Raw genomic sequence first — 26,193 nt, forward strand, 5'->3', positions numbered from 1 at the left:
TTATCGGCGCTTGGGTGAAAGGAGGAGGGGCGAAATCTCCCACAGTCTGTACTGCGTCAACAGTCAGAATCGAGCCTTGTCCCTCCTCCTCCCTTCAAGTCCTACCATACAAGCGAGCCTGCTCGCGATAGCGGTGTAACAGTCAACGATACTGTTGAATGCCCCGGCAAGCCGGTCTCACTCCCACAGGCTTAGTGTTCTGTTTTATAGATGTGTACACACGAATGTCACCATAGGTGCCATTTATGTGTGCACTTTTGTTTTCTGCGCCCCAAAAAGTTACACCCTCTTTTCCTGACTTCCCCAGTCGAGTTTTCCCACCTCCTCCGACGAAAAATAAATACCTGTTCAACCGGTCAATTTATATCGCCTTTTTTTCAGTCACTTATCGTGATTCATCAACAAAACGAAATGAGAACCTATTTTTATAGATCGGTAGCTGGCATGGATCTGGCTTAAGTGCATACATGTTTTGTATACAATCAACTCAAAACATACACACACTTAGATCCGCAAGCCTGAAGCGCCCTATCCCGTACAGGCTGCAGATGCCCCGTAACCAATGATGCTTTTGCCCGCGACGAAGATTTGTCGAGCTCACGCTCATGCACAGTCATCGCGACGCCAAGCTCGGAGCCTGCCGGAATGCGTACTAGCCTCTCCAATAACAACATCGCGCTGGATCTGCCCTCCTTTCCACCCACCGCTCAAGATCAAACTGTTCAAGAACCCGTGGTGCTCAGCCCGCGCCTGCACAACAAGGACCTGGCGCCGACCAAGGCCGAAGGCCGACGCTGGGGCCGCTACAGCATCTTCGCCCTGTGGACCAACGACGTTCACAACATCGCCAACTATTCCTTCGCCATTGGCCTGTATGCGCTGGGTCTGGGTGGCTGGCAGATTCTGTTGTCCCTGGGGATCGGCGCGGCGCTGGTGTATGGCTTCATGAACCTTTCCGGCTACATGGGGCAAAAGACCGGCGTGCCGTTTCCTGTCATCAGCCGGATCAGTTTCGGTATCCACGGGGCGCAAATTCCTGCGTTGATCCGCGCCATTATCGCCATCGCCTGGTTCGGCATTCAGACGTACCTGGCGTCCGTAGTGTTTCGCGTGTTGCTGACGGCGGTGCATCCCGGCTTCGCCGACTACGACCACAACTCGATCCTTGGTCTGTCGAGCCTGGGCTGGGTATGTTTCGTGGCGATCTGGCTGGTGCAACTGGGCATCCTCGCCTACGGCATGGAAATGGTACGGCGCTATGAAGCGTTCGCCGGGCCGGTGATTCTGCTGACCGTCGCCGCGCTCGCCGCCTGGATGTACACCCAAGCCGACGCAACCATCGCGTGGTCGATCCGCGAGCCGCTGACCGGTGGCGAGATGTGGCGCAATATTTTTGCCGGCGGCGCATTGTGGCTGGCGATCTACGGGACGTTGATCCTCAACTTCTGCGACTTCGCCCGTTCATCGCCGTGCCGCAAAACCATCAAGGTCGGAAATTTCTGGGGCTTGCCGGTGAATATTCTGGTGTTCGCGGCCATCACCGTCCTGCTTTGTGGTGCGCAATTTCAGATCAATGGCCGGATCATCGAAAGCCCGACTGAAATCATCGCCTCGATCCCCAACACCTTCTTCCTGGTGCTCGGCTGCCTGGCGTTCCTGATCGTCACCGTAGCGGTGAACATCATGGCCAACTTCGTCGCCCCGGCGTTCGTGCTCAGTAACCTGGCGCCTAAATACCTGACCTTCCGCCGCGCCGGGCTGATCAGCGCAACCATCGCGGTGCTGATCCTGCCGTGGAATCTCTACAACAGCCCACTGGTGATCGTGTATTTCCTGTCCGGCCTCGGCGCCCTGCTAGGCCCGTTGTACGGCGTGATCATGGTCGACTACTGGCTTGTACGAAAAGGCCAGGTCAACGTGCCGCAGTTGTACAGCGAAGACCCCAACGGCGCTTATTACTACAGCCGTGGAGTCAATTTACGCGCCGTAGCGGCGTTCATTCCTGCCGCATTGATTGCCATCGTCCTGGCACTGGTGCCGGGCTTCCACCTCGTTTCACCGTTCTCGTGGCTGATCGGCGCCGGGATTGGCGCAATGCTCTACCTGATCATCGCCAAGCGACAGCCCCATTACGCCGACGTCAGCGGTGAAAGCATCGCAGTCGACAACGTCTGCCACTAATCCACTCGCGGCCCGCCAGCGCCGGGCCGCAGAACCGCCCTGCAATAAGGACTACTCATGCGAATTCTCGTGGTCAACGTCAACACCACCGAGTCCATCACCCAGGCCATCGCCCGATCCGCCCAGGCGGTGGCCGCGCCGGGAACGGAAATCGTCGGCCTGACGCCCTACTTCGGCGCCGACTCCATCGAAGGCAATTTCGAAAGTTACCTGGCCGCCATCGCCGTAATGGACCGGGTCATGGCCTACGACAAGCCCTTCGATGCTGTGATCCAGGCCGGCTACGGCGAACACGGTCGCGAAGGCTTGCAGGAATTGCTCAACGTGCCGGTGGTGGACATCACCGATGCAGCGGCCAGTACGGCGATGTTCCTCGGCCATGCCTATTCGGTGGTCACCACCCTGGACCGCACCGTGCCCCTGATCGAGGACCGGCTAAAACTGTCGGGGCTGTGGGACCGCTGCGCGTCGGTGCGGGCCAGTGGTCTGGCGGTGCTGGAACTGGAATCCGATCCGCAACGGGCGCTGGAGGCGATTGTCCGTCAGGCGGAACTGGCGGTGCAGGAAGACAAGGCCGAAGTGATTTGCCTGGGCTGCGGCGGCATGGCCGGGCTGGATGAACAGATTCGCCAGCGCACCGGGGTTCCGGTGGTGGATGGCGTGACGGCGGCGGTGACCATTGCCGAATCGCTGGTGCGATTAGGGTTGTCCACTTCCAAGGTGCGGACGTATGCGACGCCACGGCCGAAGAACATTATTGGTTGGCCGGGGCGGTTCGGGCGGTAGACCGCGTTATCGTTCATCGCGAGCAGGCTCGCATTGGATCTGTGTCGTTCACAAATCCCCTGTTCGCGAAAGCAGCGACTCGGTCTCAAGCCAGGCTCAAACCGCACTGAACCGCTGCACCCACCCCCGCTCCGCAAACTGCTCAATAATGAAATCCACAAACGCCCGGGTCTTGCCCGGCAGCAGTTTGTGTTCCGCGTAATAGATAGAAATGTTGCCGTCGTCGACATACCAGTCCGGCAACACCCGTTGTAACGTCCCGGCTTCCAGATACCCCACAGCAAACGGCATGCTCACCAACGCAATGCCCAACCCCTGCGCCGCCGTCGCACACGCCGCTTCCGAATCGCTCATGGTCATGCGCGCCTTCAGCGCCAGCGGGTTGTGTTGCTGAGTACGACTGGTCAATTGCCAGGAACGCACCCGACCGGTCTGTGGGGAGCGGATCAGGATGCCGTCGTGGTCCTTGAGTTGATCGGGCTCGACGATCACAGGCCGCGCCGCCAGATACTCCGCCGACGCCACCAGCACCCGATGCGCCGGCGTCAGCTTGCGCGCCACCACGCCTTGAGGCAGCTCAAATCCCCCACCAATCGCCGCATCGAAGCCCTGAGCGATCAGATCGACCTGCCGGTTGTCGAAATGCCAATCCGGGTTGATCGCCGGAAAACGCCGCAGAAACTCACCCAGTAAGGGCACCACATATAAACGCCCGAACACCGTGCCCATGCTGACTTTCAGTGTTCCCGCTGGCCGACCCTCAGCGCTGGCGAGGTTGGCCACCGCATTCTGGATCGTGTGAAGGCTGGAACTGACTTCGCCGAGAAACAGGTGACCTGCCTCGGTCAGCGTCAGGCTTCGCGTGCTGCGCTGGAACAGCCGCACACCCAGCCGGGCCTCAAGCTTGGCAACACTTTTGCCCACCGCCGCCGGGGTCAGGCTCAACCGTCGCGCGGCTTCGGCGAAGCTGCCAACCTCGGCGCTGCGCACGAAGCATTCGATACTGCTGAAGGTTTCCATAGGCGCCACTATAAACTTCTGGTTTACACAGACTATCGCAATTGCCGTCTACACAGCGTGTAATCCGCAATCAATACTAGGCTCCATCAACCGAGGCATCTCGCCTCGGGACTTCGGAGATCGTTATGACTACTCAGAACCTCAGCGGCAAAGTGGCTTTGATTCAAGGCGGGTCCCGCGGCATCGGCGCCGCCATCGTCAAACGCCTGGCCGCTGAAGGCGCAACCGTTGCCTTCACCTATGTCAGCTCCACAGCCAAAGCCGAAGCCTTGCAAGACAGCATCACCGGCACTGGCGGCAAAGCCCTCGCCATCAAGGCCGACAGCGCTGACGCCGAGGCCATTCGCCGCGCCGTGACCACCACCGTAGACACCTTTGGTCGCCTCGACATCCTCGTCAACAACGCCGGCGTGCTGGCCGTTGCGCCACTGGAGGATTTCAAACTCGAAGATTTCGACCAGACCCTGGCTATCAACGTGCGCAGCGTGTTCATCGCCACCCAGGCCGCCGCCAAACACATGACTGAAGGCGGTCGCATCATCAACATCGGCAGCACCAACGCCGACCGCATGCCCTTCGCCGGTGGCGGCCCTTACGCCATGAGCAAATCAGCGCTGGTAGGTCTGACCAAAGGCCTGGCCCGCGACCTCGGCCCGCGCGGCATCACCATCAATAACGTGCAACCGGGCCCGGTCGACACCGACATGAACCCGGCCGACGGTGACTTCGCTGACAGCCTGATCCCGCTGATGGCGGTGGGCCGTTACGGCACTTCCGAGGAAATCGCCAGCTTTGTGGCCTATCTGGTCGGGCCGGAAGCCGGTTACATCACAGGGGCGAGCCTGACCATCGACGGTGGTTTTGGCGCCTGATGCGCTAGACGCAATCACAATGTGGGGGCGAGCCTGCTCGCGAAGACGGTGCGTCAGGCGACATTGATGTCGTCTGACCTTCCGCTTTCGCGAGCAGGCTCGCTCCCACATTTCTACATCAAGCCCATTCGAGGGCTGGCAAACCACAAGCACTCGGCTTGAACGCCTTCAACGAACGAAGAATGCCATCGGCATGCGCATACTTTTCGTCAGCCATCGCCGCGTCGGGAATCGCAATCGCCGTCATCCCCGCCGCTTTCGCCGCCGTGACACCGAACGGCGAGTCTTCGAATACCAGGCAGTCCTCGGGCGCAACGCCCAGGCGCCGCGCCGCCGTGAGGAAGATGTCCGGCGCCGGTTTGGCCGCGCCCACTTCAGGGTCATCGGCCGTCACGACAAAGTCGAACAGCGCAAACCAATCGCGGTGCAAGGTGGTTTTCTGGCCGAACGACTGACGCGAAGAACTGGTGCCGACCGCGATCGGAATGTTGTTGGCTTTCAAGTGCCTGACCAGTTCCTCGGCGCCAGGCATCGCCAGCGCTTGCGGAAAACGCTCGCGCATCAGCGGTTCGCGGATCACCAGAAACTCTTCGGCGGTGATCGGCAAGTCCAGAGCCTCGACCACGTACCGCGCCAGATCACCTGCGCCACGGCCGATGATGTTCTGTTTGATGCTCCAGTCGAAGACCCGTCCGTAGCGCTCGGCAATCATGGACGTGACCTCGGTATAAATGCCCTCGGTGTCCAGCAGCAAGCCGTCCATATCAAAAATCACGGCCTTGATCGGGCCGTATTCATTCAGCGGTGCATTCATCGCATCTGATCCGTTTTCTAATGACATCCCAGAGGCGGCTCAGGTGCGGCCGGGTCCGTGATCGATTAAAGGATTCAGCAGCATAGCGAGCGCGGCGGCCATCGAGCAACGGGCAATCCCTGACAGATACAAAAAGTGCTCGTCGTCATTTAGCGATTTTCCCTACATAAAACGCCTCCTTTCCCGACTTCTTTACCCGTTGATCCCAAGCAAAGTCCCGCGCTCAAACTTGATCTGCGCGAGGGACTGCGAATGTTCGTACCTGACAAGGTACTGGCCTTGAATAACGCCATCGGCCTGCTGGTGGTTGCCGCCATGGACCCCGAGCGGCCGGATGTCGAAGCGCTGTTCGCTGACTTCCGGCTTTGCCTCAATGACTACGACGCCTGGGCCGAAAGTTTCTGGACCGGCAAGGCGCTGGATATCGAGCAGGTGTTCAAGGTGGGGCACGACGTTCGCCTGGTCGCGCCGAAAAACTCCACCACCCCTGTCAGCTCGACCGTCGCCGCATGCCCGGCAGCGGGTCCCCTGACCCTCGTGCACATGTTCGACGCTGCGCGGTTCGTGCCGATCGGTAACACCCCGGTGATGCTTGAGCCTTTGAACGCTGACGGTACGTTCGGCAAGCCGGTTTATGACGAGATCGGCCCTAGCGGCATCCTCGAAATCCGCGAGTGCGAACGCAGCCTGCGTTATCGCATCACCTTCTTCCCGAATGTTTCCGCTGAGCATGTCAAAGCGCTTTATGCCTCCTATCAAGGCGTCATCAGCGGTCTGGAAGGCTGGCTGCGTAACGAGTGGACGACCGAATTCGAACCCTCATGGGCCGAGTTCGCCGAGGCCGGTTTCATCAAGCGTTACGGCCAGCTGCAACAGGCCGACTGGCGCGGTTTCGAGAATTCGCTGAACGGGTTGTGGGATGACGTGAAGCAGATCTACGCGCTGATCGCGGACCTGCAAGCCAACAGTGAAAAACTCCTTGAGTACCTGACCGAAACCGAACTTGAAACGCTGCTGGAGGCTTCAGCGGAATCCATCGCCAACCTGCTGCTGGTGTTGAGTGATGAGCCGCTGATGTTCATTCATCTGGCGGCGATCACCAGTTGGCTGAGGATGTTGCCGCCGCAGTTCATCGCCGAAGTCGTGGCAGAGATTCGCACAGGCATATTGATCGGCTTCCTGCTGGCGCGCTTCACAGGCCCTGCCGGGTTGAAGCTCGGCATCAGCGCCAAGGTGCTGGACAAGGTCAAATCCGAGCGCGCGCGCAAATGGCTGGCTGCCGCGAGCCTGAGGTTGGCCGAGCTCGGCACCCAGTCCGACCTGACGAGCCACGCGGACGTACTCAAACCCCTTGCGGTCAATGTCCGAAATGCTCCGCTAAACCCCGCACCCGCCGTGCCGTTGCAGATCAACCTGAGCACTGCGCCGGTTTTGACAGTGCAGAATCCAGTCGCCATCGCTCGCGACAAATCCGCAGCCATGACCCGATTGGGTCGGCAGGAGCACCGTGACGACGTTCCCGATCAAGCGAAAAATCCCAACGGCGATAGTGCCGATTGCGGGCCGCTGACCTGCACCAACGGTTGCCCGGTGTCGATGGTCACCGGCGAAGAATTGCTGACACTGGACGATGGATCGCTTAACGGTTTGCTGCCTTTCGCGTTTACCCGGTTGTACCGAACCAGCGCCGTGGAAATGGATTGCGGGCTGGGTTGGGGCTGGAGTCATTCGCTGGCGCATCGCCTGGAGCTGGACGCAGAACAAGTCGTCTGGACCGACCATGAAAACCGTCGCACGACGTTTCCACTGCCCAGCATTTTGCGTCCGGCGATTCATAACAGCCTGTCCCGCTCGGCCATTTATCTCGGAAACAAACCCGAGGAGCTGATTGTTGCTCTGGCGGGTGAGTCTCCACGGTTCTATCACTTTGAGAATGGTCGCCTGACGTCCATCAGTGATGCCTACAACAACCGGCTGCATATCACCCGCGACCGTCAGGATCGCATTCAACGCGTCGATAACGGCGCGGGACGTTCACTGCTGTTGCGTTACGAGCGCCGGCACATCGTTACGGTCGAGTATCAGTCGTTTCACCCCGCCGACGGGTTGGTGGACGCCTGGCGTACAGAGCAAACGCTGATTGCCTACCGCTACGACGCCCGTCACCGTCTGATCGAAGCGACCAATGCTGCCGGCGAAAGCGAGCGGTACGACTACGACGACCAACATGTGATTCTCCAGCGGCAACTGGCCGGTGGGGCCAGCTTCTTCTGGGAGTGGGAAAGGTCTGGCAAGGCGGCCAGATGTGTCAGGCATTGGGCGACTTTTTCGCAGATGGATACGCGATATGCCTGGGATGACGACGGCGCAGTGCTGGTTAAAAACGCCGATGGCAGCGAAGAAGTTTACGTCCATGACGATAAGGCGCGATTGGTGCGCCGGGTTGAGCCGGATGGCGCAGAGCATCTCAATGCCTACGACGACCAGGGCCGTTTGACGAATGAGTGCAGTCCGTCAGGGGCAATCACTCAATATCGCTACGACGAGGTCGGGCGGCTGATCGCGCTGATTCCACCGGAAGACGAGCCAACGTCCTACGAATATCGCTACGGTTTCCTGCATGCGCGATATCGCGGTAAAGCGGTGTGGAAATACCAACGCAATGTTCAGGGGGATGTCACCGAGGCCATCGATCCCGACGGCCACATCACTCACTACCACTACGATGCTCAAGGCCGGCTGCTGTCTATCCGTTACCCGGACACCAGCCGTCATGTGTTCGTGTGGGATGCCATCGGGCAACTGGTCGAAGAGACGTTGCCAGACGGCAGTCAGCGGCGGTTTTCCTACGATGTATCGGGTCGTCAGATTGCCCGTCAGGACGAACATGGTGCCGTCACTCAATACCAATGGGACGCCGTTGGCCGACTGATCCAGACGGTTCTTCCTACAGGCGCCAGCCGCGCCTTCAGTTACAACGCCTACGGCAAAATCACCGCCGAACGCGATGAACTGGGGCGCGTCACCCGTTTTGAATACGACGATGACCTGCATCTGGTCAGCCGCCGAATCAATCCCGACGGCACGCAGCTGCGTTATCGCTACGACAACGCCCGGCTGCTACTGACGGAAATCGAAAACGAATCCGGCGAACGCTATCGACTGGACTACACACCTGGCGGACTGATCCGACAGGAAACCGGCTTTGACGGCCGTCGCACAGCGTATGCCTACGACCTCAACGGCCATCTGCTGGAAAAAACCGAATTCGGTGATGACGGCTCGCAGCTGTTTACGAGTTACCAACGGGATACGGCCGGACGCCTGCTGGTCAAAAACCTGCCCGATGGCGTCAACGTCGAATATCGCTATGACAGCCTAGGCCGATTGGTCAGCGTCGATGACGGCCAAGACCATCCGCTGGAGTTCGCGTACGACAAGCAAAACCGCCTGATCACCGAACATCAAGGTTGGGGCACGCTGCGCTACGGCTACGACGCTTGCGGCAAGCTCAACCATCTGCGTCTGCCGGACAACAGCCAACTCGACTATCACCACGCCAAGGGCGGTGCGCTGACAGCCATCGACCTTAACGGCACACGACTTACAAGCCACACGTATAAAGCCGACCGCGAACTGCAACGTCAGCAAGGCATGTTGTCGAGCCGGTACGACTACGATGAACAAGGTCGCCTGAAAGCTCACGCTATCAGCCAACCCGAGCATCCGCTGTATCGGCGCGACTATACCTACAGCGCCAACGGCAATCTCGAACACATCGCCGACACCCGTCATGGCCAACGCAGCTATCAATACGATCCGCTTGACCGCCTGATCCGCGTCCGCCACTCCCGCGACCAGCAGCCCGAAAGCTTCGCCCATGACCCCGCCGGCAACCTGTTGATGCAGGACCGTCCAGGCCCAGCCACCCTCAAAGGCAATCGCCTACTGATGCAGGGCGATCGCCATTTCGACTACGACGCCTTCGGCAACCTGATCCGCGAGCGCCGCGGCGCCGCCCAAAAACTCGTCACCGAGTACCGCTACGACTGCCAGCATCGATTAATCGGCGTCACCCTGCCGAACGGCAACACCGCCAGCTACCGCTACGATGCCTTCGGCCGCCGCATCTGTAAAACCGTCGACGGCCACATCACCGAGTACTTCTGGCAGGGCGACAACCTCGTTGCCGAAAGTGGCCGCGAACATTACCGCAGCTATGTCTACGAACCCGGCACCTTCCGCCCGCTGGCCATGCTCGACGGCAAAGGCCCGCACCAGGCCTGCCCGTTCTACTACCAACTCGACCACCTCGGCACACCACAAGAACTCACCGACTACAGCGGCGACATTATCTGGGCCGCGCAATACACCGCCTATGGCCGCCTGACTCGCCTGAACCGCGATACCCATCAGGTTCTGGATCAGCCATTGAGGTTCCAGGGGCAGTATTACGATGCGGAGACGGGACTGCATTACAACCGGCACCGGTACTACAACCCGGATCTGGGACGGTATCTGACGCCGGATCCGAGTAAGTTGGCGGGTGGGTTAAACGGATATCAGTACACTCGAAACCCGACGGGGTGGGTTGATCCGTTGGGGTTGAATGATTGCCCTGGAGGGGACGGGTGCAAGAGGCCTTCGTTTGGGGATGAGGATCCGGCGGGGAAGGTGAAGGTTGATGAGGGGGAGGCTACTCTTCCGACTCCGAAAGCAGAAATCGATTATCTTTACCGTGGTGATCTTCGTCGTCCCGATGAAATCTTTGACACTGGTTTTTTAAGCTTAGGCAAAAGTAGCGATCTATTGCTCCATATATGGGACAACCGAAATCCACCAAGCAATTTCGTAAGTACATCGACTGATCGGGAAGTAGGCATCGATTTCGGCACAAGATACAGAACTACCAAGGGTTACTTGTACACCCTGAAAAAAATCTATGGCCACGACGTGAACAAAGAATTACATCCTGACGACATTCCTTATAGTTATGAGTCTGAAATTGCAATACCTAACGGAATAGAAAGCAAAAATATTCTCGGTGCCACGCCCCTGAAAAAAGATGGTAGTTATGTTGGGTATTCCATTCCGAATCCATCAAGGAATCTGAAAAATGACAATTAAGAAAATACCTATAGTGGTGGGTGGAAAACCCGAAACTGCGACCTTGGATTATGACGAGCGGGTACCTGTGATCCGCTTGACACTTGAAAATGGTTGGAGCGAAGAATTCAAAGGCTTAGACATCTATGAGTGTCTGGGAAAAATAATTAAATCACTCCCTGAAATTAAATTTCTTTGTAAAGGAGCGAAGATAAACGTTAGACCATCTAGCATGTCGTCGCAGATGACATCCGGAATAATGGCATACGAGCACAAAATAGGCGTCCGCGCCACAAGAAAAGATATCGTCAACATCTTCGATTTTGATGACAAAGAAATAATCAACGAACCAAGACTACAGACCGAATTCTTTCATCGCTGGTTAGAATCCATAAAAAAAGTTAAAGACTAGGGCGCATACAGAGCAGCGATTTAAAACACAACCTCCCCTAACATCTCTGTTATTTAAAAAAGCACCTGTAGAGCCCAGTTTGTACTGGGCTCATCTTCTGGAATACTCGGATTAACCATCCGAACCGCCACCTCCACCCGCACTCCCCAAACTCCCACCGCGACTCATCCCTGAACCACCGAAACTACCGGATCCTCCATTCCCACTCCCAGCCCCATTCCCGATCGGTTTAAGGGGACGGGCTCAGGGGACAGATTTATTTAGGACGGATGGCAGCTCCAAGGGCTACTCAACTCCCAACCCACGCAGGAAGTGATCGTGAACAAAACAATAGAAATATCCATAAACTCCTGCGGAGTCACCGAGAAAATTTCAATCGAATGCGACCGAAAAAATCTGACATTGGTTTTCACAACAAAAAATGGCTTGAGAAAAACTTACACGGCTTTTGATCTTTACGAATGCTTTGGGCTGTTGCGAGCCGATTTTCAGGAAATGAATTTTCTATGCAAAGGCGCCAAACTCAACGTATATCCCTCGCGTATGGCCTCGCAAATGGCCGGCGTCATAGTGGCGTATGAGCTCCATATGGGACGCGCAACTGAAACTGAAGACGTGGTTAATATCTTCGATTTTGAAGACAAAGACATCACAACTGATATTCAACAACAAAGGGACTTCTATAACCGTTGGCTGCAACAGTTCACGCACTAACCACGAAGGTTAAAAATCATATTTAGCCAAAGCACTTTATTAGCAAAAAAGCCCAGTTCGGACTGGGCTTATCCTCCAAGAACAACCTGGATTAACCGCCGGAACCACTCGTCCCCCCACCAGCACCACCCGTCCCTCCTCCCGCACTTCCCGAACTCCCACCACTCCCACCACCGCTCATCCCGGAACCACCAGAGCTACCGGATCCTCCAGACCCACTCCCAGAACCACTCCCCATCGAACTTCCACCACTCATCGACCCGCTTCCCGCTCCCGGGCTGGTGCTACTCCCGCTCGCATCACCCGCATTCCCACCACCAATGGAGCCAGGCGGCAACGCCTTCCCGTCTCCAGAACCCGCGTTCATTTCAGTAGACGGCGGCATCCCGCCCTTATCGACCGGAGCATCGTTGCCGGAAGACTGAGCAAACGCCGCCATTGAACTGATCGACAACACGCTGCTCACCGTCAGGACCATCAATGTTGACCTGATCATGGTGCATCTCCTCTAAAAAGGTGCGTACCTGATTTCTGGCAGCGTTGGCTTTTTAAAGGTGCCGCTAAATCGACGAATGGCTTTTCAGCTGGGCTCACCGGAGCCATCGTTACCGGCAATGTCCGGATCTTCGGGGGTGGCCTCAACATCGCCACGTTTCACATCATCAGTCGGCACTTGCTCGACCGCCGTGTCGTCGTCCGGCGGACGTTGATCGCGACTCAGGGAATCGGTGGGCGAAGGCAGAGGGTATTCAGGGGTGTCGTCGTCATCGTCGACTTTCGGATCAGCATTCATAAAGCACCTCTCGAAGGGCCTGAAAAGCAGGCCCTGAAATTTCGAGGGCTGGGCAATGCTTGCGTTCGATCAGTGAGACGATCGGTCGATAGCACATCAACGCCGGTCAATCGTCGTCTTCTTCCTCTTCTTCGTACTCAACGTTTCCCACATCCCCAGCGTCATCGGAGTCGTTGAGCGGGACCGTTGCATCATCCATCAAAGAACCCGGATCTTCGTTGCCGGGGTCATTGATGAACGGAAGCCCACTTGGGCCTTTTTCTTCCTTGCCTTCGGTTTCAGGAGTCATGGCAGTCCTCGCAACGTTGGGGTGTATGACGTTCGAGGCGGCTTGCGACCAAACGTTCCGGGGACTACAAGGCAGATACGAAAAAACCCGGCCTGGGCCGGGTTTCTGATATCACTCGATGTCGAATCAGTGATGTTTATTCTTGTGCTTGTTTTTGTGCTTATTCTTATGACCGCCTCCGGAATGGGAGCCGCCGTTGTCGTTGCCGAGGTTGTTACCGACCGCACCACCCGCTGCGCCACCCAGGCCTGCGCCAATGGTCGAACCGGTAGAACCGCCGAGGCTGTTGCCGATCACGGAACCGCCTGCCGAGCCTAACCCACCACCAATCGCGGCCTCTGTGCGACTGCCCTTGTTCGCGCCAACAGCGCTGCCCGCAGCACCGCCAACGCCGGCGCCAATCGCTGCGCCTGTGCTGCCGCCCATTTGCTGACCCACTACGTTACCTAGTGCGCCGCCAAGACCGCCACCAACTGCAGCAGTGCCATCACCGGCAGCCATTGCACCTTGAGCGACCAAAAGTCCCAGAAACAACGTGGACAATGTCAAACGCATGATATGAACCTCAAATTCCGCATCGGGGGTAAGAGTACGCATTGCGGATGGGCGTGAGTCTAGCACCTGCACTCACTGAATCCGGCCAGCGATGAAGGTTGGACATCTGCAAATTCAAAGTCTGTGAAAAACGAAACATCCAGATACGAAAAGCCCGGCATTTAGCCGGGCTTTTCGAGGTTATCGCTCAGGATCAGTGACGCTTGTGACCTTTGGCCAGATTGCTGCCCACGCCGCCGCCCAATGCGCCGCCCAAGCCTGCACCAATGGTCGAACCAGTCTTGCCGCCCAGGCTGTTACCGATCACCGAACCACCGGCCGCACCGACGCCGCCACCAATGGCCGCTTTGGTGCGGCTGCCTTTACGTGCTGCCACGGCACTGCCGGCTGCGCCCGCAACACCCGCGCCGATTGCCGCGCCGGTGCTGCCACCCATGCTCTGGCCGACTACGTTACCCAACGCACCACCCAGACCACCACCGATCGCAGCAGTGCCATCACCGGCAGCCATCGCACCTTGAGTCACCAGAAGTCCCAGAACCAGAGCAGGCAGTGTTAAACGCATGACGAAAAACCTCAAAAATAGGGAATACCGAAAAGCCGGGGATTGAATGCTTTCGAGGAGGAAACGTCCACACAAAAGCCGCCGCTCCTCGCAATTGGCGACGTTTGGACAGCTTTTATGGAAAAGGTTTTATGACAGGCAAAAAAAAGCCCGCTGGGGAACGGGCTAGGGTACTGCTTTCTAACGGATGAGCTGAGACTACGTACTTGGGTGTGAAAACTTTGTGAAAAAACATCAACAGAAAATTCTCGCTTGTCGGTCGACCATTTTTTGGGGTGTCGAGCCCCTCTAAAAATAAAAAAACCCCACTCATTGGCGGGGTTTGTCCGGTTGATCATTACTTCCTGGATGTCACTCGTTTTGGCAAAAACTTCGACCTGAGCACCTTGGTCGCCGCGGATCTGACTTTGCTGGTCTCGACCTGATCTTCACCGAAGCTCGCCACATACTCCGTCTGGCCACACTGCACGCAATTGTTGATTGGAAATTCTGCCCCGTCGTCTTCGATATACGGATCAGTCATAGCGCTTCCCCTCTCAAAGCGGGATCGATACCGGCAAGCCCTATTGCCTGAAAAATATCGACCACCAAGGCTTTTGAGACTAGCCGGTCATTACCGGACTTGTAGTTCAGATCTCCGCATGCCCGACGAATGGACCCCGCCGTTTCCTACAAAATCAGCTGGCGATCAAACAGATTCATTCCGTCACTCACCTCAGCTTGACTGCCGTCCCGGTTACAAACACCACGACCATCCCACCCTTGCCGGCCGGCATGCTGATCTCAAAATCGAGCCCCACCACCGCATCCGCCTGAAGCGCCCGCGCCCGCTCCTTGATCTCCTCGGTCGCCTGAATCCGCGCTTCCTTCAACGCCCGCTCCAGCGTCTGGGAACGGCCACCGAAAAAATCCCGCATGCCGGCGAACACGTCGCGGATAACGTTGACGCCCTGCACCGACTCGGCGCTGACGATGTCCAGATAGGCGGTGATTTGGCGGCCTTCGATGGCGTGGGTTGTGGTGGTGATCATGGGGATTCCTTCTTCATAGAGGCGCGCATTATTCCTCTGCGGCCAATCGTTGAAAACAAAAAGCCCAGCAACGGCTGGGCTTCGATAATCAGGTATCACAGTTCTTCAGGCATATTTACAGAGTCAAAGAAGCTTGCCGTCGGAAGCCCCCATCCGCTTGGCGCTCCTGCGTTACTTCCCACACGCCTTTCACTATTCCTACACCATTTTCAGAAGCGACTTCGCTTATTCGCTTGAGCCAACAACGGTGCCATGATTCAAATACTAACGCCAGAAACCACAAAACCCCTGATTTCTCTCGAAATCAGGGGTTCTGGTTACATCGAATTTGGCGGTGAAGGAGAGATTCGAACTCTCGATACAATTTCTTGTATACACACTTTCCAGGCGTGCTCCTTAAGCCACTCGGACACTTCACCGTATCTCTTCAAACATGTTCTGTCTGTCGAGGCGCGCTAATGTAGTCGAAAGCTTTTCTGATGGCAAACTTTTTTTGCAGAATTTTCATGCGCTTAGCGTTTCAGTCGTTCCTGTCGGTTCCGGGCGATGGCAAACCTGCCAATCTCCGGCTTCGCGCCCTCTTCTATAAGCAGAGGAATGCGCGGCGGGAGTGGCGAGCTACGCTTGCCCGGCGGGGAAAGGGTGACTGGCGGGTCAGTCACGGCGCTTTACCTGGCCTGCGGCGGTGGGTAACGTCTGCCCAACTTTCATACAAGGAATAGCGTCATGAGTGAGTTGATTTCCTACCATCTCGAAGACGGTATCGCGACCCTGACTTTGAGCAATGGCAAGGTCAATGCCATTTCCCCGGACGTGATTGCTGCGTTTAATGCTGCGCTGGATCAGGCGGTGACTGATCGTGCAGTGGTGATCATTACCGGTACGCCGGGGATCCTGTCCGGCGGTTATGACTTGAAGGTGATGACGTCCGGCCCGAAAGAAGCGGTCGCGCTGGTGACGGCCGGCTCGACGCTGGCCCGTCGTCTGTTGTCGCATCCATTCCCGGTGATTGTGGCGTGCCCTGGGCATGCGGTGGCCAAGGGCGCGTTCCTGCTGTTGTCGGCGGACTACCGCATTGGTGTCGACGGCCCGTTCAGCATTGGCCTGAACGAAGTGCAGATCGGCATGACCATGCACCATGCCGGTATCGAGATCGCGCGTGATCGTCTGCGCAAGTCGGCGTTCCACCGCTCCGTCATCAACGGTGAGATGTTTAATCCACAGAGCGCCGTGGATGCCGGCTTCCTCGACCTGGTGGTGTCGGCCGAAGAGCTGCAAAGTGCTGCGCTGGCGGCGGCGCGTCAGTTGAAGAAGATCAACATGACCGCGCACAAGAACACCAAGCTGAAAGTGCGCAAGGCGCTGCTGGATACGCTGGACAACGCGATCATCCTGGATCAGGAACACATGGGTTAAGCCCGGACAGTCTGCACAGAAAAGCCCGACCGTCGTGTCGGGCTTTTTCATACGCACGCTGTTGAAAAATCAACAACCGCTCTAGCACGCGTCTGACCCTCAAGTCGGAAACATGCGCACAAACATCGCCTATCTCCTCCCTCTATAGCGGCAATTGCCGAAAACAGTGCACATCCGTACACTGCGCCACCTTTTGTCCCGGTGGGGCCTGTAAATGCTGTTTGCGTTTCGTATGTTATTGATGGGCCTGCACTTTATTTTGGCCGGTGTGCTTGGGGTGATTCTGGGCCTGTGCCGCCCGTTCAACCCGGACAACAGCCGGTTGTGTGCGCGCCTGTATGCGTGGCCGGCGATGTGTATTTTGCGTTTGCGGGTGAAGGCCGATGTCGGACCGTTGATGGATAAGCCCGACAGCTGCGTGATCATCGCCAACCACCAGTCCAACTACGATCTGTTTGTGTTCGGCAACGTGGTGCCCCGCCGCACCGTATGCATCGGCAAAAAGAGCCTGAAGTGGGTGCCGCTGTTCGGGCAGTTGTTCTGGCTGGCCGGCAATGTGTTGATCGACCGCGGCAATGCGCACAAGGCGCGCCAGTCGATGTTGACCACCACGCACACCTTGCAGCATCAAGACACATCGATCTGGGTTTTCCCCGAAGGTACGCGCAACCTCGGTGAAGATCTGCTGCCGTTTAAGAAAGGCGCGTTCCAGATGGCGATCGCCGCGGGCGTGCCGATCGTGCCGGTGTGTGTCAGCAGTTACGTCAAACACATGCGATTGAACCGCTGGCGCAGTGGGAAAATTCTGATCCGCTCGCTGCCAGCAATTCCTACGGCGGGATTGAGCCTGGATGACATGCCCCGGCTGATGGCACAGTGCCGCGAGCAGATGCGCGAATGCATCGAATCGATGGACCGGCAACTCCAAGCCGTTTGACAATAAAACCCGCCTAGTGCGGGTTTTTTTCGCCTGTGAACTTCTGCCGGCGAACTCGGCAGATTTCATTGACTCTCAAGCAGCAGACAAGGCTAAGCTGAGCACGGCTCGCCACTGGGTCTTTGTTAATCAAAAGCGCTAATAAGAAGTGAACCAAAATCATGGGTAGAGTTGTTGCTGCTGCGGTTTATAGCGCCGGTAAAAAAGTCACCAATATCACCCTCGACGAAGGCGCGGCCTGGGCAGCAAAGCCTGGCCACTTTGTCTGGATCGGCCTTGAAGAGCCGAACGCGCAGGAACTGACCAACCTGCAACGCCAGTTCAACCTGCACGAGCTGGCCATCGAAGACGCCTTGGAAAAACACAGCCGACCGAAGCTCGAAACCTTCGGCGATGCCTTGTTTATCGTCACGTATTCACCGGTCCGGCATGAAGGCAAACTGGAGTTCATCGAGACTCATATCTTTGCCGGCAACGGTTACATCATTACTGCGCGCAACGGTCATTCGGCGTCCTACGCCCTTGTCCGCCAACGTTGTGAGGCGCGTCCGCTGTTGTTGGAGCACGGGGAAGATTTCGTCCTCTATGCCATCCTCGATTTCGTGATTGAAAACTACCAGCCGGTGGGCGAAGCGATCCATGCCGAGATCGATGAGCTGGAGCGCAATGTGTTGTGCAGCGCGCTGAATGAACATGACATCCAGAAGCTGCACGGCCTGCGCCGGGACGTCTTGCGCTTGCGGCGTTATGCGGCGCCGATGGTGGAGATCGGTGAGGAACTGCAGAAGCTGAGCTTTCCGTTTATCGACAAGAACATGCGCCCGTACTTTCGCGATGTGCAGATTCACGTCACACGGCAGATGGAAGACCTGACGACCCTGGCGGACATTGCCAGCCAGACCATCGAGGTCGGTGTGTTGCTGGAGGCGTCACGGCAGAGCGTTGTGCAACGCAAGTTTGCGGCGTGGGCGGCGATCCTGGCGTTTCCGACGGCGGTGGCGGGGATTTACGGGATGAACTTCCAGAACATGCCGGAGTTGACCTGGCATTACGGGTATTTCGCGGTGCTGGGGTTTATTGCGGTGGGGTGTGTGAGTTTGTGGGCGAGTTTCAAAAAGTCCGGGTGGCTTTGAAACGCTTGTGTGGCGAGGGCGCCTGCTCCCTCGCCGCACATTCGCTGCAATGTTTTAAACCGCTTTAGCTTCTGGCTTATGCGCCACAAACCGCATCATCCACTCCGCAACGGTCGTGCCGTGATGCTCTTGCTCAAGGCTCGCCACACCTTTTGTATAAACCTGCTGACCCAGTGCCTCCTGTCGAATCTCCAGCAGCGCACGGGAATAATCGTGAATGAACTCCGGGTGCCCCTGGAAGCACAGCACCTGATCGTTGATGTGGTACGCGGCGAACGGACAGAAATCGCTCGAGGCGATAACCGTGGCGTTTTCCGGTAGCGACGTCACCTGGTCCTGGTGGCTGATCAACAAGGTCAGTTCTTCACGCACCGGACTCATCCATGGCGCCTTGGCAGCGAGTTTGTATTTGTGAGTGCCGACGCCCCAACCTTGGGTCGCTCGTTCGCTCTTGCCGCCCAGCAGCAGCGCCAACAACTGATGGCCGAAGCACACGCCCAGCAACTTGTCGCCGCGTTCATAACGCTTCAGCAAGTAGGCCCGCAGGGGTTTCGATCCACGGATCGGTGCCGAAGGAATCGGCCTTGCTGCCGGTAACGAGGTAGGCATCGAAGGTCAGATCGTCACTGGGGTACTCGCCCTGCATCACGTTGTACACGGTGAACTCGGCAGCGATGGGTTGCTGCGAAAACAGATTCTGGAACATCTGCCCGTAACCCTGATATTGATCGACCAGTTCCGGACGCAGGATGTCGGTTTCCAGAATGCAGATGCGTAACGACATAAAAAATACCTGACACGTGATGGGAATAATGCACACCCCAGAGCCTGCCTCGAAACACGGTGACAAGGCAAGCCCCGGAAGGCGTCATACGTCCCTTAGAACGCCTCCCCTTTGGCCGCTTTCTCCAGTAATAACGCAGGCGGCGCGAAACGCTCGCCATACTGCTGGGCCAGGTACTGGGCGCGGGCAACGAAGTCTTTCACCCCGTACTGGTTGATGAACTGCAGCGCGCCACCGGTCCAGGCCGCGAAGCCGATACCGAAAACCGAGCCGACGTTGGCGTCCGCCGTCGAGGTCAGCACACCCTCCTCCACACAACGCACGGTTTCGATGGCTTGCACGAACAGCAGGCGATCGCGCACATCCTTTGGCGAAATCTGCCCGTCGGCTTTCTCGAAACGGCTTTTCAGCTCAGGCCACAGATGTTTCTGGCCACCGACCGGGTACTCGTAGAACCCGCCTCCTGCGGCTTTACCGGGCCGTTTGTATTCGTTGAGCAGCAAGTCAATCACGGCGAACGCGGGGTGCTCAATCAGCGGTTTCCCTTCTGCTTGCAGGTCTTTGGCGGTCTGCTGGCGGATATGACTCATGAGGCTGAGGGAAACTTCGTCGGAGATCGCCAGAGGCCCGACCGGCATACCCGCCTTGCGCGCTTCCGTCTCGATCATCGGTGCACTCACGCCTTCGCCGAGCATGGCGATGCCTTCGTTGGTGAAGGTGCCAAACACCCGGGAAGTGAAGAAACCACGGCTGTCGTTGACCACAATCGGCGTCTTCTTGATTTGCAGGACGAAATCGAACCCGCGCGCCAGGGTTTCGTCGCTGGTGTTGGCGCCCTTGATGATTTCCACCAGCGGCATTTTCTCCACCGGGCTGAAGAAATGCAGACCGATGAACTTCGTTTGATCCGGCACGGCGGTGGCCAGGCCGCTGATCGGCAAGGTCGAGGTGTTGGAGGCGATCACTGCGGCCGGGCCGACGACCTTTTGTGCCGCCGAGGAGACTTTGGCTTTCAGCTCGCGATCTTCGAATACCGCTTCAATGATCAGGTCGCAACCGGCCAGGTCGGCATCGTTTTCGGTGGTGCGGATCCGCGCCAGGATCGCCTCTCGCTGTTGCGGGAGCATCTGGGCGCGTGCGACTTTCTTGTCCAGCAGCGCCGCCGAGTGGGCCTTGCCCTTCTCCGCTGCTGCGAGGTTGATGTCCTTGAGCACCACTTCAATGCCGGCCGAAGCGCTGACAAAGGCGATGCCCGCGCCCATCATCCCGGCGCCCAGCACGCCGACTTTTTGCGTGACACAAGGTGCAAACCCCTTGGGCCGCGAGCCGCCGGCGTTGATCTCGTTGAGCTGGAACCAGAAGGTGCCGATCAGGTTTTTCGAAATTTGCCCGGTGGTCAGTTCCGTGAAATAGCGGGTTTCGATCAGGTGCGCGGTGTCGAAATCCACTTGAGCGCCTTCGACAGCGGCACAGAGAATCTTCTCCGGCGCAGGCATGCAGCCCTGGGTTTTGCTGCGCAGGATCGACGGTGCGATGGCGAGCATTTGCGCGACTTTCGGGTTCGACGGCGTGCCGCCGGGTATCTGATAACCCTTCACGTCCCACCGCTGTGCGGCGGCCGGATTGGCAATAATCCAGGCGCGCGCCTTGCTCAGCAATTCATCGCGATCTGCGGCCAGTTCATCGATCAAACCCGCTTGCAAGGCCTGTTGCGGCCGGACTTTCTTGCCTTCGAGCAGGTACGGCAAGGCTTTTTCAATGCCCAGCATGCGCACCATACGGACTACCCCGCCACCGCCCGGCAGCAAGCCAAGGGTGACTTCCGGCAGGCCGAGTTGCACGGATGGATTGTCCAGCGCGACGCGGTGATGGCAGGCGAGGCAGATTTCCCAGCCACCGCCCAACGCCGCGCCATTGATCGCGGCCACCACCGGTTTGCCGAGGGTTTCCAGGGTACGCAACTGGCCTTTGAGCGTCAGGACCATGTCGTAAAAGGCCTTGGCCTCGGGTTTGCCGACCTTGATCAGTTCATTGAGGTCGCCGCCGGCAAAGAAGGTTTTCTTGTCCGAGGTGATGATGACCCCGGCAATGCTGTCCTTTTCGGCCACCAGGCGGGCGACGCAGGCGGCCATGGCCTCGCGATAGACCGCATTCATGGTGTTGGCGCTCTGGCCCGGCATGTCGATGGTCAGGACGACGATCTGGTCCTGACCTTTTTCGTAACGAATGGCTTCAGTCATGTCACTTGTTCCTTAAGGTCGGGGCTCAGAGGCGTTCGATGATGGTGGCAATGCCCATGCCGCCGCCGACACACAGGGTCGCGAGGCCATAGCGCAGACGCCGGGTTTCCAGTTCATCGAGCAGCGTGCCGAGAATGGCGCAGCCAGTGGCGCCCAGCGGATGGCCCATGGCGATGGAACCGCCGTTGACGTTGACCTTGTCCGGGTCGATGGCCATGTCCTTGATGAATTTCAGTACCACCGAGGCGAAGGCTTCGTTGACCTCGAACAGATCGATGTCTTCAACCCGCAGCCCGGCCTTGGCCAGTGCTTTGCGGGTGGCCGGCGCCGGGCCGGTGAGCATGATGGTCGGGTCGGTGCTGGTGACTGCGGTGGCGACAATCCGCGCCCGAGGCTGCAGACCCAGCGCACGGCCCTTGGCCTCGGAGCCAATCAGCATCAGGGCGGCGCCATCGACGATCCCGGAGCTGTTGCCCGGTGTGTGAACGTGGTTGATCCGCTCGACCTGGCTGTAAACGCGCAGCGCGGTGGCGTCAAAGCCCATCAGCCCCATCATCTCGAAGCTGGGCTTGAGTTTGCCCAGTCCTTCCAGGGTGGATTCGGCGCGGATGAACTCATCGTGATCGAGCAGGATGATGCCGTTCTGATCCTGCACCGGCACCAGTGATTTGTTGAACGAACCGTTGGCCCGCGCCCGCGCTGCCTTTTGCTGGGAATACAGCGCGTAGGCATCGACGTCCTGGCGGCTGAAACCTTCAATCGTGGCGATCAGGTCGGCACCGACGCCTTGCGGGGTGAAATGGCTGTGCAGATTGGTTTCCGGGTCCAGCGCCCAAGCGCCGCCGTCGCTGCCCATGGGCACACGGGACATGGATTCGACGCCGCCGACCACCACCAGGTCTTCGAAACCGGAACGGACCTTCATCGCGCCCAGGTTCACGGCTTCAAGCCCCGAAGCGCAGAAGCGATTGATCTGCACGCCAGACACGCTGACGTCCCAATCGGCGACTTGTGCCGCCGTCTTGGCGATATCGGAGCCCTGATCGCCAATTGGCGTGACGCAACCGAGCACCACATCATCGACCTGGCTGGTGTCCAGCGAAGTGCGCTGCTGCAACGCCGTGAGCAACCCGGCCACCAGATTTACTGGTTTGACGCTGTGCAAGGCGCCATCGGCTTTGCCTTTGCCACGGGGCGTGCGTAACGCGTCGAAAATCAAAGCTTGGGTCATGACGTCCTCGAACCTGGGCGGTGAGTAAATACTGAGCTTCCACCTTAGGCCGAGCCGCCATGGATTCAATGACCGCAATGCTCACTGGCGTTGACGGACACGCTCAGACGGACGGTCACTCGGGTGCGGATTAACCGATTAACGTCACCAAGCTGTCTAGCAAACGGGCGCCCAAGAAGCTGGCAATAGGCCTCATGCCTTTTTAAAAGCTTTAAGTAAGCAAACCATACGAAATGGATCTAAACCAAGCGTGACGCGGGCTCTAAGGTGAACATGTACGAAGTTGTCGTCGGGTTTTGCCGAGGCACTCGTCTTACAGGAAGTTCAGCGCTCTGCCGTCATGGAGATATGCAGGCAGGCATCAGGAAATAACAAAAAAGGCGGTCAAGCCATGTTCAAGCATTCGAAAGTACGTCAAGCCGGGCTCATTCTTTTCGCCACTACGCTGTTGTTGATTTTGCCGAACTTGACCAAGGTGATCGGTTAAGCGGTCTTCAAATAATACGGCGCCAGGTTTTTACATCGCCCTCTTAAAAATGTGACTGGCTCGCTACCCGGGCCAGCGTGGGTGTGCCAACCTTTGCGGCACTTCAACGACATGGACGGCGATCATTTGAAAACGCTCATTCTCTTTGGGGCCTTGCTGCTCAGCACGCCCTCGTATGCCGCACAGCTGAACCTTGAGCTGGGCGCGAGCAGTCGCACCTGGCAGACCGAGGAATTGCTCAAGCATCCTCAGGTCCAGACCATCACTATCAGCGACGACGTTTCCTACAAGCGGGACATGAGTTATCGCGCAGTTCCGTTGGCGGCGTTGTTGACCGGCATCAAGCCTGAAGACCATCTGCAAGCCGTGGCGCTGGACGGATTTGCCGCTGAACTGTCGGCGGCGCCGTTGCTGAACGCCAAGGGCGCGCGCGCGTGGCTGGCGATTGAAGACCCGGCGAAACCGTGGCCGGCGTTATCTGAAGGGAAACCGGGTGCCGGGCCGTTTTATCTGGTGTGGGTCGATCCGCAAGCCGGCAACATCAGCCCGGAGCAATGGCCGTTTCAAGTGGCGAGTATCAAGCGCATGGCGCCCGTGGCCGAGCGCTTCCCTGCGCTGCTGCCGGATCCGGCCTTGAAGGCGGATGATCCGGTGAACAAAGGCTTTGCGCTGTTTCAGAAGAATTGCCTGGCGTGTCATCGATTGAACGGTGCAGGGGATGCGCAGTTCGGGCCGGATCTGAATATTCCATTTAACCCGACCGAGTACTTCGGGGCGGATTTTCTGAAGCGCTATATTCGAGATCCGCAGAGTTTGCGCCAGTGGCCTCAGGCGAAGATGCCGGGTTTTGCGCCGACGGTGTTGCCGGAGGGGGATCTGGAAATGCTGGTGGGGTATTTGAAGCATATGGCTGGGCGCAAAGCTAAGCCCTGATCCATTCCCTGTAGGAGCGAGGCTTGCCCGCGAAGGCGTAGTGTCAGTCGACATCAATGTGAATGACACTACGCCTTCGCGGGCAAGCCTCGCTCCTGCAAGGGGGCCGTGGTGTTTCGGTTATTGCTGCTGAACGGAGATAATCGGCGCTGGCATCGGCGTCGGCGAAACAAACACCTTCGCGTGCATTTGCTCACACCCACCGCCCCGGCGCATCCCGCGTACAGGGCAGGCATCCAGGTAATCCAGGCCCACCGCCAGTTTCAAATGCCGTTCCGGCCGGGCCAATTCGTTGGTCACATCGAAGCTGTACCAAGCGTCATCGAGCCAGGCTTCGGCCCAGGCGTGACTGGCCAGGTGTTCGCTATTCTCGCTGTACAAATACCCCGACACATAACGTGACGGAATGCCCAGGCTGCGGGCGCACGCGAGAAACGCGTGCGTGTGGTCCTGACAGACACCGGAACGCCCGGCGAAGGCCTGGGCGGCGCTGGTGTCCACTTCGGTGGAGCCCGGCGTGTAGGTCATGTGCGAATTGAGGCCATGCATCAAGTCGATCAACGCCGTGCGATCCCGGCGTTTTTTGCATTCCTTTTCCGCGAACGCACGCAGGGCTTCGTCGGCTTCGGTCAGGCGCGTGAAGCGCAGGAACGGCAGTGCCGACTGGCTTTCATGTTCGGCTTCGCGCAGCTCGTCGATGTCCACCTGGCCACGGGCGCCGATGATGATCGCCTCGTGGGGTTCGTCCATGGTCAGCACATGCAGGATGTTGCCGAACGGATCGAGTTGCGCGCGCACCGGGCGCGGCAGGTCGAGTTGCCAGCTGAGCACATGCTGACGCTCGCTGTCGTGGGGTGTCAGTCGCAGGTACTGGATGCTCGCCCGCACCTGATCTTCGTAGTGATAGGTGGTTTCGTGGCTAATGGAAAGTCTCATGCAGCCTCCAGGTAGGAACTGTGAATGGCGTTACCCAACTGGCGCACCAGCGGGATGAATTCGGTCAGCCAGGCGTGCAGGCCTTCGTCGAGAATTTCGTTGATGCCGGTGTAGCGCAGGCGCGCGTCCATCTCCGCCGCCAGACGTTGCGCGGGCCGGCCATTGGCCCCCGGCAACTGGGCAAGGATCTGGTCGATTTCTTCGGTGCAGGCACGCAGGGAACGTGGCACATCGGCGCGCAGCAACAGCAACTCGGCCACATGCCGGGCACCGGGTGCATCGCGATAAATCTCGGTGTAGGCCTCGAACGACGACAACGCCCGCAACAACGCGCTCCACTGGTAATACGCGTGAGCAGTGCCGTCGCTGACCGCTTCGGCCTGATCGCCGGCCATTTCGTAGCGGGCGTCGAGCAGGCGCAACGTGTTGTCGGCCCGTTCGATAAACGTCCCCAGGCGAATGAAGCGGAACGCATCGTTACGCATGATCGTGCCGTAGGACGCGCCACGGAACAGGTGGGAACGTTCCTTGATCCACTCGCAAAAACGGCTCATGCCGTAGCGACTCAGGCCTTGCTCGGCGATCCCGCGAATTTCCAGCCAAGTGGCATTGATGTTTTCCCACATGTCGGCGGTGATTCGCCCACGCACCGCATGGGCACTGGCCCGCGCCGCGCCCAGGCAGCTGTAGATGCTCGCCGGGTTGGCCGCGTCCAGTGCGAAGAAATGCAGCAGCCGCTCGGCGTGCAAATCACCGTGGCGCTCCAGGTAATCGTCCAGGGTGCCGGTAATCAGCAGCGGCATGGCCAGTTCGTGCAGACCGTCACCGCGACCGTCCTGCGGCATCAGCGACAGCGAATAACTGATGTCGAGCATCCGTGCGAGGTTTTCCGCCCGCTCCAGGTAACGCGACATCCAATACAAATCCGAGGCAGTTCTACTTAACATGGCAGGCTTCC

General features: G+C 58.1%; 22 protein-coding genes, 1 tRNA gene and 1 pseudogene. 10 read left to right on the forward strand and 14 right to left on the reverse strand.

Annotation, left to right across the window (positions count from 1 at the left end; all coding sequences use genetic code 11):
• The first annotated feature begins 645 nt into the window (after nt 1–645).
• Nucleotides 646–2,181 (forward strand): NCS1 family nucleobase:cation symporter-1, encoded by a 1,536-nt coding sequence (locus JIO00_RS20255; RefSeq protein WP_077748186.1) that lies wholly within the window; start codon nt 646–648, stop codon nt 2,179–2,181.
• A 57-nt stretch (nt 2,182–2,238) separates the two neighbouring features.
• A complete protein-coding gene (locus tag JIO00_RS20260) occupies nt 2,239–2,967 on the forward strand; it encodes an aspartate/glutamate racemase family protein (RefSeq protein ID WP_200666719.1) in 729 nt (242 codons plus the stop codon).
• A gap of 96 nt (nt 2,968–3,063) precedes the next feature.
• Here the strand turns inward: JIO00_RS20260 and JIO00_RS20265 are convergent, their stop codons facing one another.
• On the reverse strand, nt 3,064–3,987 hold the full coding sequence (locus JIO00_RS20265; protein ID WP_010456568.1) for a LysR family transcriptional regulator: 924 nt from the start codon (nt 3,985–3,987) through the stop codon (nt 3,064–3,066).
• A 125-nt stretch (nt 3,988–4,112) separates the two neighbouring features.
• Between JIO00_RS20265 and JIO00_RS20270 the strand changes: the two genes are divergently transcribed.
• Entirely contained in the window at nt 4,113–4,859 is a 747-nt protein-coding gene (locus tag JIO00_RS20270) for a 3-oxoacyl-ACP reductase family protein (RefSeq protein WP_200666721.1), read from the forward strand.
• Nucleotides 4,860–4,977: 118 nt separating this feature from the next.
• Here the strand turns inward: JIO00_RS20270 and JIO00_RS20275 are convergent, their stop codons facing one another.
• Nucleotides 4,978–5,673, reverse strand: a complete 696-nt coding sequence (locus JIO00_RS20275; RefSeq protein WP_010456572.1) for an HAD-IA family hydrolase — start codon at nt 5,671–5,673, stop codon at nt 4,978–4,980.
• A 252-nt stretch (nt 5,674–5,925) separates the two neighbouring features.
• Here JIO00_RS20275 and JIO00_RS20280 point away from each other — a divergent pair, with 252 nt between their 5' ends.
• The 3 genes from JIO00_RS20280 (at nt 5,926) to JIO00_RS20290 (ending at nt 11,905) form a co-directional block, all read left to right on the forward strand.
• On the forward strand, nt 5,926–10,800 hold the full coding sequence (locus JIO00_RS20280) for an RHS repeat-associated core domain-containing protein (RefSeq protein ID WP_200666723.1): 4,875 nt from the start codon (nt 5,926–5,928) through the stop codon (nt 10,798–10,800).
• Nucleotides 10,790–11,191: a hypothetical protein gene (locus JIO00_RS20285; protein ID WP_154913733.1), complete on the forward strand. Its 402-nt coding sequence runs from the start codon at nt 10,790–10,792 to the stop codon at nt 11,189–11,191. Before JIO00_RS20280 ends, JIO00_RS20285 begins: the two co-directional genes overlap by 11 nt.
• Before the next feature lie 318 nt (nt 11,192–11,509).
• A complete protein-coding gene (locus JIO00_RS20290) occupies nt 11,510–11,905 on the forward strand; it encodes a hypothetical protein (RefSeq protein ID WP_200666725.1) in 396 nt (131 codons plus the stop codon).
• 580 nt (nt 11,906–12,485) lie between these two features.
• Here JIO00_RS20290 and JIO00_RS20295 read toward each other — a convergent pair.
• The 7 genes from JIO00_RS20295 to JIO00_RS20320 form a co-directional block, all read right to left on the reverse strand.
• The gene (locus JIO00_RS20295) at nt 12,486–12,698 is read right to left on the reverse strand and encodes a hypothetical protein (protein WP_010456577.1); all 213 of its coding nucleotides are present in this window, start codon (nt 12,696–12,698) and stop codon (nt 12,486–12,488) included.
• Between the two features lie 106 nt (nt 12,699–12,804).
• The gene (locus JIO00_RS20300; RefSeq protein ID WP_010456579.1) at nt 12,805–12,987 is read right to left on the reverse strand and encodes a hypothetical protein; all 183 of its coding nucleotides are present in this window, start codon (nt 12,985–12,987) and stop codon (nt 12,805–12,807) included.
• 126 nt (nt 12,988–13,113) lie between these two features.
• Entirely contained in the window at nt 13,114–13,542 is a 429-nt protein-coding gene (locus JIO00_RS20305; RefSeq protein WP_010456581.1) for a glycine zipper domain-containing protein, read from the reverse strand.
• 193 nt (nt 13,543–13,735) lie between these two features.
• Nucleotides 13,736–14,107, reverse strand: coding sequence for a hypothetical protein (locus JIO00_RS20310; RefSeq protein ID WP_010456583.1), 372 nt, complete (start codon nt 14,105–14,107; stop codon nt 13,736–13,738).
• Nucleotides 14,108–14,444: 337 nt separating this feature from the next.
• Nucleotides 14,445–14,630 carry a hypothetical protein gene (locus tag JIO00_RS29895; RefSeq protein WP_010456584.1) on the reverse strand — a complete coding sequence of 62 codons (186 nt, stop codon included), beginning with the start codon at nt 14,628–14,630 and terminating at the stop codon, nt 14,445–14,447.
• A 187-nt stretch (nt 14,631–14,817) separates the two neighbouring features.
• Nucleotides 14,818–15,138, reverse strand: a complete 321-nt coding sequence (locus JIO00_RS20315) for a YbjQ family protein (protein WP_083376046.1) — start codon at nt 15,136–15,138, stop codon at nt 14,818–14,820.
• Between the two features lie 329 nt (nt 15,139–15,467).
• Nucleotides 15,468–15,557: transfer RNA gene (locus JIO00_RS20320), tRNA-Ser, on the reverse strand.
• A 307-nt stretch (nt 15,558–15,864) separates the two neighbouring features.
• Here JIO00_RS20320 and JIO00_RS20325 point away from each other — a divergent pair.
• From JIO00_RS20325 to JIO00_RS20335, 3 genes are all read left to right on the forward strand, one after another.
• A complete protein-coding gene (locus tag JIO00_RS20325; protein ID WP_010456588.1) occupies nt 15,865–16,554 on the forward strand; it encodes a crotonase/enoyl-CoA hydratase family protein in 690 nt (229 codons plus the stop codon).
• 214 nt (nt 16,555–16,768) lie between these two features.
• Entirely contained in the window at nt 16,769–17,491 is a 723-nt protein-coding gene (locus JIO00_RS20330; protein ID WP_077748178.1) for a lysophospholipid acyltransferase family protein, read from the forward strand.
• A 161-nt stretch (nt 17,492–17,652) separates the two neighbouring features.
• Nucleotides 17,653–18,624, forward strand: coding sequence for a magnesium and cobalt transport protein CorA (locus JIO00_RS20335; RefSeq protein ID WP_145305861.1), 972 nt, complete (start codon nt 17,653–17,655; stop codon nt 18,622–18,624).
• Between the two features lie 54 nt (nt 18,625–18,678).
• Here the strand turns inward: JIO00_RS20335 and JIO00_RS20340 are convergent.
• From JIO00_RS20340 to JIO00_RS20350, 3 genes and pseudogenes are all read right to left on the reverse strand, one after another.
• Nucleotides 18,679–19,408: pseudogene (locus JIO00_RS20340) on the reverse strand (amidotransferase).
• A gap of 95 nt (nt 19,409–19,503) precedes the next feature.
• On the reverse strand, nt 19,504–21,648 hold the full coding sequence (locus JIO00_RS20345; RefSeq protein ID WP_200666727.1) for a 3-hydroxyacyl-CoA dehydrogenase NAD-binding domain-containing protein: 2,145 nt from the start codon (nt 21,646–21,648) through the stop codon (nt 19,504–19,506).
• Nucleotides 21,649–21,673: 25 nt separating this feature from the next.
• The gene (locus tag JIO00_RS20350) at nt 21,674–22,879 is read right to left on the reverse strand and encodes an acetyl-CoA C-acetyltransferase (protein ID WP_102595324.1); all 1,206 of its coding nucleotides are present in this window, start codon (nt 22,877–22,879) and stop codon (nt 21,674–21,676) included.
• A gap of 598 nt (nt 22,880–23,477) precedes the next feature.
• On the opposite strand from JIO00_RS20350, the gene JIO00_RS20355 reads away from it, so the two are divergent.
• Nucleotides 23,478–24,299, forward strand: coding sequence for a c-type cytochrome (locus JIO00_RS20355; RefSeq protein ID WP_200668661.1), 822 nt, complete (start codon nt 23,478–23,480; stop codon nt 24,297–24,299).
• Between the two features lie 120 nt (nt 24,300–24,419).
• Here JIO00_RS20355 and JIO00_RS20360 read toward each other — a convergent pair whose 3' ends face one another.
• Together JIO00_RS20360 and JIO00_RS20365 are read right to left on the reverse strand one after the other, a co-directional pair.
• A complete protein-coding gene (locus JIO00_RS20360; protein ID WP_010456609.1) occupies nt 24,420–25,235 on the reverse strand; it encodes a transglutaminase family protein in 816 nt (271 codons plus the stop codon).
• Nucleotides 25,232–26,182: an alpha-E domain-containing protein gene (locus JIO00_RS20365; protein WP_010456611.1), complete on the reverse strand. Its 951-nt coding sequence runs from the start codon at nt 26,180–26,182 to the stop codon at nt 25,232–25,234. Before JIO00_RS20365 ends, JIO00_RS20360 begins: the two co-directional genes overlap by 4 nt.
• Nucleotides 26,183–26,193 lie beyond the last annotated feature (11 nt).

It is taken from the genome of Pseudomonas sp. SW-3 (assembly GCF_016615645.1).
Lineage (GTDB): Bacteria > Pseudomonadota > Gammaproteobacteria > Pseudomonadales > Pseudomonadaceae > Aquipseudomonas > Aquipseudomonas mandelii.